General features: G+C 71.2%; 6 protein-coding genes and 2 pseudogenes. 3 read left to right on the top strand and 5 right to left on the bottom strand.

Annotation, left to right across the window (positions count from 1 at the left end):
* Positions 1-870 (bottom strand): CU044_5270 family protein (locus CM1CMNOD_RS10200; protein ID WP_241245632.1); only part of this gene is annotated, 870 nt, incomplete at its 3' end.
* 241 nt (positions 871-1,111) lie between these two features.
* A complete protein-coding gene (map, locus tag CM1CMNOD_RS10195) occupies positions 1,112-1,879 on the bottom strand; it encodes a type I methionyl aminopeptidase (RefSeq protein WP_013873570.1) in 768 nt (255 codons plus the stop codon).
* 93 nt (positions 1,880-1,972) lie between these two features.
* Here map and CM1CMNOD_RS10190 point away from each other — a divergent pair, with 93 nt between their 5' ends.
* Complete coding sequence (locus CM1CMNOD_RS10190) at positions 1,973-2,269, top strand: helix-turn-helix domain-containing protein (protein ID WP_013873569.1); 297 nt, start codon at positions 1,973-1,975, stop codon at positions 2,267-2,269.
* A 229-nt stretch (positions 2,270-2,498) separates the two neighbouring features.
* Here the strand turns inward: CM1CMNOD_RS10190 and CM1CMNOD_RS10185 are convergent, their stop codons facing one another.
* The 3 genes and pseudogenes from CM1CMNOD_RS10185 to CM1CMNOD_RS10175 form a co-directional block, all read right to left on the bottom strand.
* The gene (locus CM1CMNOD_RS10185; RefSeq protein ID WP_013873568.1) at positions 2,499-5,039 is read right to left on the bottom strand and encodes an ABC transporter permease; all 2,541 of its coding nucleotides are present in this window, start codon (positions 5,037-5,039) and stop codon (positions 2,499-2,501) included.
* Between the two features lie 129 nt (positions 5,040-5,168).
* Positions 5,169-5,946 (bottom strand): annotated as a pseudogene (locus CM1CMNOD_RS10180) (ABC transporter ATP-binding protein); the annotation flags it as partial.
* A gap of 445 nt (positions 5,947-6,391) precedes the next feature.
* Positions 6,392-7,402: a PD-(D/E)XK nuclease family protein gene (locus CM1CMNOD_RS10175; RefSeq protein WP_202797611.1), complete on the bottom strand. Its 1,011-nt coding sequence runs from the start codon at positions 7,400-7,402 to the stop codon at positions 6,392-6,394.
* A 161-nt stretch (positions 7,403-7,563) separates the two neighbouring features.
* On the opposite strand from CM1CMNOD_RS10175, the gene CM1CMNOD_RS10170 reads away from it, so the two are divergent.
* Positions 7,564-8,760: a site-2 protease family protein gene (locus CM1CMNOD_RS10170; RefSeq protein ID WP_043603472.1), complete on the top strand. Its 1,197-nt coding sequence runs from the start codon at positions 7,564-7,566 to the stop codon at positions 8,758-8,760.
* A 56-nt stretch (positions 8,761-8,816) separates the two neighbouring features.
* Positions 8,817-9,172: pseudogene (locus CM1CMNOD_RS10165) on the top strand (tRNA (adenine-N1)-methyltransferase); the annotation flags it as partial.

Genomic DNA, 9,172 nt, shown 5'->3' with positions numbered 1-9,172 from the left:
GCGCAGGCCGGGCGGGGGGCCCGGGGTGTAGACGGTTTCGGTGGTCAGTGGTGTGCCGCTCTCGGCGAGCACCAGGTAGCTGGTGGCGACGACGAGGCTGGTGTGGTCGGAGACCACGACGCCGATGGCATGGCCGGGACGGCCAGCGCGGTCACGGACAGGCCCGGCGTCGAAGACGCCCGGGAGCTGGGCGAGGACCTCATAGTAGGCGGCGTTCTGCTGGGGGCTGGTGAGACCGGAGGCGAGATCGGACAGGGCCTCCCCTGCGACGGCGATGTCATGCAGGCTGGCGGGGGCGCCGCTGGTTACGGCACGGGCGATCAGCCGTGCGCGGAGCTGGGCGGCGTCGGTGGGCATCGTCGCGGGGTCGAGGTCCGGCGAGCCCGGTGGGAATTCCGTCTGGCGGTTGTACCGGTCGTCGGCGGGTTGTGGTCCGCCGACGTTCGTGCCGACGCGGTTGACGTTCTGGACATGGCGCTCGAGGTGCCGCGACCTGTCGGGGCGCTGCCAGGTGTCGATGATGGTGGTGCGGGCCACGGTGGTCGCCTGGTGCCGGGCGACGGTGACGTCCAGTCCGTAGACCTGGCTGCGACTGTAGAGCAGCGGACCGGCGCCGGCCGGTGACAGCGCGCGTTGCCGTTCGGCAGCTTGGGTCAGCGCCTGGACGGCCGCGGCGTGATCACCGGTGGTGGCCGTGCGCAGCGGGGCCGGCAGCAGCGGTGTGGCCGTGGCCACGTCACCGGGCCGGAGCACGGTCGTCCCGACGAGCAGCAGGGTAACCACCGCAGTCACGGCCGCGGCCACCGCGAGCGCCCGGAGCCGGGAGCGGGGAACGCGCCGGGCTGCTGCGCGCCAGGGAACGCAACGCACGCGCTCACGAACAGACGCACGAAGGCGTCGCAACGGCCGACTATGTGACGGCACTCAACGTCCTGCGCCGCATGATCGACAATTTGGGCGGCAACAGCGACCTTCCCTGAAGCCCCGGTTATTCGAGGACTCGCTCGAGGAGCCGACCGCCGATGCCGCGGGACGAAGACGCCGTCGCGCCATGACGGCGCGACGGATCGGATCCCGTGGCTGGCGATCGGCGCCGACTGCCGTCTCGACCTCAGGGGAAGGTGAGGATGCGGGGGCCGTCGTCGGTGATGGCGACGGTGTGCTCGACGTGAGCAGCGCGGGTGCCGTCGGTGGTGTGCAGCGCCCAGCCGTCCGGTGCGGTGCGGTAGCGGTCGCCGCCTCCGGCGGTGACCATCGGCTCGATCGCGAGGACGAGCCCTGGCTGTAGCCGCAGGCCCCGGCCGGGGCGGCCGTCGTTCGGGACGTGGGGGTCCTCGTGCATCTGCCGGCCGATGCCGTGCCCGCCGAAGCCGTCGGGGACACCGAGGCCCGCCGCCCGGCACACCCGCCCGATCGCGTGGGAGATGTCCCCGACGCGGGCACCGACCCGGGCTGCGGCGATGCCCGCGGCCAGGGCCTGCTCGGCCGTGGCGATCAGCCGCAGATCGGCGGGGAGCGGGGTGCCCACGACGAAACTGACCGCGGCGTCACCGGTCCAGCCATCGAGCTGCGCGCCGCAGTCGATGCTGACCAGGTCACCGTCGCGCAGACGGTAGCCATCCGGGACACCGTGCACGATCACATCGTTGATCGACGCGCAGATCACCCCGGGGAACGGGGTCGGCGCGAAGGACGGCAGGTAGTGCAGGAACGCCGGCTTGGCGCCGGCCTCGCGGATCACCGTCGCGGCGACGTCGTCGAGCTCGAGCAGGCTCGACCCGACCTGTGCGGCGGCGCGGACCGCAGCCAGCGCCCGTGCGACCACCTGGCCCGCTTCCCGCATCGCCGCCAGTGCCACGTCCGTCTTGAGCTCGACCATGCCCCCACCTCGCCTCGTCCTTGCCCTGTCGTCGCTCTGTCGTCCCGCCCACCTTCCCCGTCCAATAACTATACCGGTATTAGTATTGCGTTCATGGTGCGGACCGCGCTGACGGCGATGGATCTGGAACGCGGCCGGCGGCTCGGGGCGGCGCTGCGCGAAGCCCGCGGTGAGCGCAGCATGGCGCAGGTCGCCGCCGCCGCCGGGCTGTCCACCGAGACCGTCCGCAAGATAGAGACCGGGCGGATCCCGACACCAGCGTTCTTCACCGTGGCCGCCCTGGCCGGGGCACTCGGGATCTCCCTCGACGTCCTGGCCCGCGCCTGCGCCACAGGCGATTCCTCGGCCGACTCCGACCGACACCACGCCCTGCTCCACGCGGGCAAGTGAGGGATCAGACGGTCGCCATCTCGACCGTCTGATCCCTCACTCCCGTGGTCCGGTGTTACCCGGCCGGTAGCGCCGTAGCCCTCGCCGCTGGGTCACGGGAGCCGGGAAACGGCATGACGAGCGACGCGACGGTTGCGCTGGGCGAATGGGTGTTCTGGTGGGGCCTCCCGAGCATGTTCGGTGCATGTTCGGTGTTGGGAGGCCCCACCAGGGCAGCCAAAAGCCGCCGTCAGGTGGTAGCGATTGCCCGGAGGATGTCCATCTTTGCGGCTCGGCGGGCCGGGAAGATAGCGGCGAGGACACCGAGGAGGCCACCGACGATCACGACGGTGATGATTGTCGGCGTCGGGTAGGCGAAGGTGTCGATGCCCTGTTCCTTCAGCGCGATGGTCAGCGCCCAGCCGAGGAAGCTGCCGACCGCGACCCCGAGCAGCGCTCCGAACACCGCGATCACGACCGCCTCCAACCGGACCATTCTGCGTAGCTGCCGTCTGCTCATGCCGACCGCGCGCAGCAGCCCGATCTCCCGGGTCCGCTCGATGACCGACAGGGCCAGCGTGTTGACGATCCCGAACAGGGCGATGACGACGGCCAGCGCGAGCAGGACGTAGATGAAGCCCAGCAACTGGTCGACCTGGTTCTCCTGCTGCCGGATGAACTCGGACTGGTCCCGGACCTCCACGTTCGGATGGGGTTTGACCGTGGCGTCGATCTCCTGGCGTACCTGGGTGAGATCCGCGTCCTTCACCGTTTTCGCGAGAACGAAGAAGTCCAGGGTGTTGGTGGGGAAGCGTTGGCTGAACTCGTCGAGCGAGATCAGGTACTGCCCGGCCACCGGGCTCTTCTCGAACGTGCCGGCCAGGCGCAGCGTCGTGGGCCCGTCCGGGAACACCACCGGGACCTCCTGGCCAACGGACAGTTTCTGGTCCCTGGCGGTGTCCTCGTCGATCAGGATCGAGCCCCTGCCCAGGGCCCGGAGATCACCGGCGGTGGTCTTGAGCGCCAGCAGGGTCGGCAGCGCCGCCGGGTCTCCCGCGGTGACCTGCTTCTTGCTGTCGTTGATCCGCACGACGTCGGACCGCAGCCCCGTGACGAGCTCGATACCGGGGGCGTCCCGCAGCGAACGGGCGACGTCGGGGCTGAAGCCCTGCGCGAAACTGGTCGAGGTCAGGTAGAAGTCCGCGCCCAGGTTGTTGCGGACCGTGTCCGTCACCGACTGCTTGATGGACTGGCCGAGCACGGAGAAGGCGCTCACCAGCGCAAGACCGATCATCAACGCGGACGCCGTGGACGCGCTGCGGCGCGGGTTGCGCATGGCGTTCTCTCGCCCGAGCCGCCCGGTCGCGCCGAACAGGGCCGGCAGCGGGCTGCCGATGACCCTGGTGACGGGCCGGGCCAGCAGCGGCGAGAGGGTGGACACCCCGAGGAAGGCCAGCCCCGCCCCGATGCCGACGACAGCCGCCGCGCCCTTGCCGCTGGCCGTCGTCAGGCCCAGCACCAGCAGCGCGGCACCGATGAGCGCCAGCGCACCACCCGCGACCCCCCGGATACGCAGCGAACGCGCGGGTAGCACGAAGGTCTCCCGCATCGCCGCCACCGGGGGTACCGACGCGGCCTTGCGCGCGGGAACGAACGCGGCGACGGCCGTGACGATGATCCCGACGGCATAGGCGACGATGATCGTCCGTGGCCGGAAGACCAGGCCGCCGTCGGGGAGGGAGACCCCGATGGCGGCGGTCACGATCCGCAGCAGCACCGCCAGCCCGGCACCGAGCAGCAGCCCCAGGGTGGCTCCGACGAAGCCGACGATCAGCGCTTCCAGCTGGACCGTGAACTGCACCTGCCGTCTGCGGGCGCCCAGCGCCCGCAGCAGGGCCAGTTCCCGCACCCGCTGGGCCACCAGCATCGTGAAGGTGTTGAAGATGATGAAGGCGCCGACGAAGACCGCGATGCCCGCGAAGACGAGCAGGAACGTCGAGAAGCCGGCGATGGCCTCCTGGACGGTGTTGGCGTTCTCGTCCGTCAACTGCTTGCCGGTGATCGCCTCGACGCCGGTGGGCAGCACCCGGGCGATCCGGTCGCGAAGCTCGTTCTGGGAGATGCCGTCGTCGGCCGCGATGCTGATCGAGCTGAACTCGCCCGGGGCGAGCAGCACGCGCTGCGCGGTGGCGGTGTCGAACGCGGTCACCGCGGCGCCGCCGAAACTGTCCTGCCCGGCGATCCGGAACGTCCCGACCAGGGTGTAGGGGGTCGGCCCACCGTTGGTGAGGACGGTTACCTGTTCCCCGAGCCGCAGGTCGGCATCGTCCGCGGTGGCCCTGTCCACGACGATCTCCGCTCCGCGCGGCGCGCGGCCGCTGGCGAGTTCCACCGCGGAGGTCTGGCTGCCACCGTCCCAGTTGGTGCCGAGCGAGGGCCCACCGCCGGTGTCGAAGGCCTTGCCGGTACGGGGGTTGACCAGAACCGCCGTGCCGTCGACGCCGCCGAAGGCCTCGCGCACGCCGTCGACGCCCCGGACGGTGTCCAGCACGGAGGCGGACAGGGGCTGTCTGCTACTGGTCCCGGAGGTGTTGTCCACCGCGTTGGTCGACCGGACCGAGACGGCCACGTTCTGGAAGATGTTGGCGAACAGTCCGTCGAAGGTCCGGTTCAGCGTGTCGGTGAGGACCAGCGTGCCGGTGACGAAGCTGACGCCGGCCACGACCGCCAGCGCGGACAGCACCAGCCGGATCTTACGGGCCAGCAGGCTCTTGAGGGTCGCGCGCAGCATCGTGTCAGACCCTGCCCGCGGATCCGTGGTCCTGCTCCTGGCCCGCCTCGTGCCACTCGTCCGGGCTCTGCCGGGGCTGCGGCTGAGGGGCCTCCGGCGACGCGCCGCCGGCGGCAGACGCCTCCTGTTGGAGATCGTCGAGATGCTTCATGCGTTCGAGGACGCTCTCCGCGGTCGGGTTCGGGATCGAGTCGACGAGTTGCCCGTCCGCGAGGAAGACGACCTCGTCGGAGAAGGACGCCGCGGTGGGGTCGTGGGTGACCATGACGACGGTCTGGTCGAACTCGCGCACCGACCGTTGGAGGAACGCCAGCACCTCCGCGCCCGACCGGGAGTCGAGGTTGCCGGTGGGCTCGTCGGCGAACACGATCTCCGGACGGGTGACCAGGGCGCGGGCGCAGGCGACTCGCTGTTGCTGCCCACCGGAGAGCTCTGCGGGACGGTGGCCCAGCCGGGAGGCGAGCCCGACGGCGTCGACCACCGCGCGCAGCCACTCCTGGTCGGGCTTACGCCCGGCGATGCTGAGAGGCAGGGTGATGTTCTCCGCGGCGGTCAGCGTCGGCAGGAGGTTGAACTGCTGGAACACGAACCCGACGCGGTCCCGCCTCAGCTGGGTGAGCTGCTTGTCCGACAGCTTGGACAGGTCCACGTCGCCGACGTAGACCCGGCCGCTGGTCACCGTGTCGAGACCGGCCAGACAGTGCATCAGGGTCGACTTCCCCGACCCGGACGGCCCCATGATCGCGGTGAAGTGGCCGCGGGGGAAGGACACGTCTATGTTCCGCAGGGCGGTGACCGCGGTCTGCCCCGATCCGTAGATCTTGACCAGGCCCTCGGCGCGGGCGGCGGCCGCGGCGCCTGCCACCCCGCCAGCGGCACCGGCCGAATCCGAAGGCTCCGGGGACATAACCGGCTCGGCCTGAGGACCGGCGCCGGAGATCCGGCCCGCTCGGCTCATGGAAGAAGCTCCTTTCAAACAACATGTCGATCACAACATGTCGATCACGATGCGCTGATCAAACAACGTGCTGACACCACGAACAACCTGCTGACATCGTCCGCCCGGACGCCCGACAAATGCCGGCACCCCGCTGATCGTCCCGCGGGCCGGGACCGGCCGGAACGGATCCGCGGCGGCGCATTCATCGGATCAGATCCACCCGGCTCCCGGTACTGTCCCACCCTCGTCCGACGATCGCCCGTGACTTTTTCGGTGTCGTCCTCGACTTTTCAACGTTGTCCGGCCCGGCGGCGATCCGAATAACCGTCGAAATCCGGATGTACGGTGACTGGCAATCTATGAACGCATACCGCCATGGACGCATATCGTGCCGGGTTGTCGTAACCAACTGTCAGCCATCTGTCGGGTCCGGGTCGGGGCCCGTGCCTGGCCGATCCGGGTCCGGCTGGTGTGCGTCCGCTGCCCGCCGTACCGCCGGCTCTGACGCCGCTGGTTTCGGCTCCGGACGATCGACTGTCGTGGCCTGCGGGGCCGGACGGTCGGCGGCGGGCAGCGGCGGCGGCGTCCCGCCGAACGCCGGACATCTGATCTTGTGATCGCACCAGTCGCACAACTTGCTGGGAGTCGCCCGCCAGTCGCCCGTGCGCCGGGCCCGGCTGATGGCTGACCACACGGCGTCGATCTTCCGTTCGGTGGCGCGCAGGTCGCTCTCGTCGGGCTGCACCCGTATCCAGGTCCGGTCGGCCAGGTAGTACAGCCGCAGCTCGCGGGGGATCACACCACGGATCCGCCAGAGGAGGTAGGCGTAGAACTTCATCTGGAACAGCGCCTGGCCCTCGAACGCCGGGCCAGGCGACCGGCCCGTCTTGTAGTCGACGACCCGTAACGCCGGGCCGTCGCGGGTCGCCGCCTCGTCGAGACGGTCGATGTAGCCGCGCAGCCGCACCCCGGAGTCGAGCACGTGCTCGACGTAGAGCTCCCGGGCCGCCGGGGTGAGACCGGCGGGGTTCTCCAGGCTGAAGTAGCCGGTGAGCAGGGAACGGGCGGACTCCAGCCACGCGGCCCGCTCGGCCTCGTCCGCGAACAGGGTGGCAAGCTCCGGCTCCCGGGCGAGCAGGTCGTGCCAGGCCGGCTCCAGCAGCGCCTCGGCGGCGGCGATCGTGCGCCCCGGCGGGGGATGGTCGAACAGCCGCTCCAGGACGGTGTGGACGACCGTCCCGCGCACCGCGGCGGAACTCGGCGGCTCGGGCAGCCGGTCGATCACCCGGAAGCGGTAGCGCAGGGGGCAGTTCATGAAGTCGCCCGCCCGCGACGGCGAGAGCGATCCGACGACGCGAATCCCGCCCGCGGCAGGCGGAGCGTCCCCGCCGGGCGCGGGCGGCTGGTCCATGGACGGGCTCATGCCTCCGGACCATAGGCGGCCGGTCCGACAATCCGGGCGCCGGCCCCGACCGACCCGTCCCGACCATCTCCAGCCCGCCGCCGGCACGCCGGGTACGCCCGACACGCATCGGCGGTCATGGGGTGTCCCGCCACCGGCAAAGACTCCGTAGCATCGCAGACATGGCCGATCAGCCTGACCAGGTCCCGCGTCCCGGCTTCCCTCACGCCGGCGGAGGCGGCCAGGAGGGCGAACCCGGCCGCCGGCCACCCGGCATGCTCGTCGGGCGGGTCCGCGGCGTACCGGTGTACCTCTCCCCGCTGGCGCTGCTGTTCGGCCTCATCATCGGCCTGCTGCTGCTTGAGCCCAACCGGGAGCGTCTGCCCGGTGTGGCGGACGGGCGGCTGTACCTGCTGGTCGCGATTACCTCCGCCGGGTTCATCGCCTCCCTGGTCCTGCACGAGATCGGCCACTGCCTGACGGCCCTCGGCCTCGGCCTGCGGGTGCGCGCGGTGACGGTGCACGGGTTCGTGGGATTCACCGAGATCGAGCCCGAGCCGCCCACCCCCGCCCGGGAGTTCCTGGTCGCCGTCTCCGGGCCGGCCGTCAACGGGGTGCTGGCCGGCGTGGGCTTCGCCCTGCTGGCCGCGCTGAACAGCGGCACCCAGCCCAGCGTGGTCATACTCGACCTGGCCGCGACCAACCTGATCCTCTTCGTGTTCAACCTGCTGCCCGGTCTCCCGCTCGACGGGGGCCGGCTGGTCGTGGCCGCCGTCTGGGGCGGCACCCGGGACAGGCTGCGCGGCGCCCGGGCCGGCGCGTACGGCGGCTACGTGGTCGCCGGCCTGCTGGCGCTGTGGGTCCTGCTCTCCCCGGGCAACCGGTTCGCCGGTCTCTACCTGCTGGTGGTGGCGGCGTTCATCGCGCTCGGGGCGCACCAGTCGCTGCGCCAGGCGCGGATCCGGATGCGCCTGCCGGGGGTGTCGGCCGGGCGTCTGGTGCGGCGTACCCTACCGGTGCAGGGGGACGTGCCGCTCGCCGAGGCGCTGCGACGCGCCCGGGATCTCGGGGCGAGCGCGGTGGCCGTGGTCGACCCCACCGGCACACCCGTCAAGATCATGAATGGCTCCGCGGTGGACGCCCTGCCCGAACACCGCCGGCCATGGATGACCGTGGACGAGGTCAGCCGCACGATCACCCCCGGCATGGTGCTGGCAGCGGAACTGGAAGGCGAGGACCTGTTGGCGGCGGTACGCGGCACACCCGCGAGCGAGTATCTGGTGACGCAGGACGGGCGCCCGGTGGGCGTGCTCGCCATGGTCGACCTGGTCGCCCGTATCGACCCGGCGAGCATCGGCCGGCTGGTGAACCAGCGGTGAGCGCCGAGCCAGCGCCGCACGGTGACGCGAGCGAACCAGACGAACCAGGAGAGCCAGTGGTGCACCGGTCACCCACCGGCGCCGCCAACCGTCGCGGGACCCTCACCAAGGGTGACCGCGTCCAGCTCACCGATCCCAAGGGGCGGCGGCACACCGTGACGTTGGAGCCGGGCCGCCAGTTCCACACCCACGCCGGCGCCATCGAACACGACGACCTGATCGGCCGCACCGAGGGCGTGGTGGTCACCAGCACCGGGGGGACGCCCTACCTGGCGCTGCGCCCGCTGCTGACCGACTTCGTCCTGTCCATGCCGCGCGGCGCCGCCGTGGTCTACCCGAAGGACGCCGCGCAGATCGTGACCTACGCCGACGTCTTCCCCGGCGCGCGGGTGCTGGAGGCCGGCGTGGGCTC

The sequence above is a fragment of the Protofrankia symbiont of Coriaria myrtifolia genome (genome assembly GCF_900634755.1).
In the GTDB taxonomy this organism is placed as follows: domain Bacteria; phylum Actinomycetota; class Actinomycetes; order Frankiales; family Frankiaceae; genus Protofrankia; species Protofrankia coriariae.
This window is presented reverse-complemented; position numbering and strand designations above follow the sequence as displayed.